This is a genomic window from Brevibacillus sp. FIR094, from assembly GCF_050477165.1.
In the GTDB taxonomy this organism is placed as follows: Bacteria; Bacillota; Bacilli; order Brevibacillales; family Brevibacillaceae; genus Brevibacillus.
In genome coordinates, this window is the sequence record NZ_JBEAES010000114.1 from 1 (window position 1) to 232 (window position 232).

Here is a 232-nt window from a genome sequence, read left to right on the forward strand (position 1 = left end):
AAGTGAGCTGTTGTTCTTGCGTTTGCAAGTTTTGAGCTAGGGATTGAAGTTCTTGGCCTTTCGCCTGAAGTTTTTGATCAAGACTGAGTAGGTCCTGCTCACGTGTTTGGAGGTCCTGCGTCAGAGAATGCAGCTCTAGCTCTTTGGATTGAAGTTCTTGGTCTTTCGTCTGAAGCACTTGTTCGAGAACGTGAAGGTCTTGTTCCCGTGAGTTGAGGCCTTGCGTTTGGGA

Annotated in this window: 1 protein-coding gene; it reads right to left on the minus strand. The window is 47.8% G+C overall.

What is annotated here, in order from left to right; all coding sequences use genetic code 11:
• The coding region (locus tag ACQ5DJ_RS30110) for a hypothetical protein (protein WP_429845634.1) at positions 1-232 on the minus strand (232 nt) is incomplete at both ends.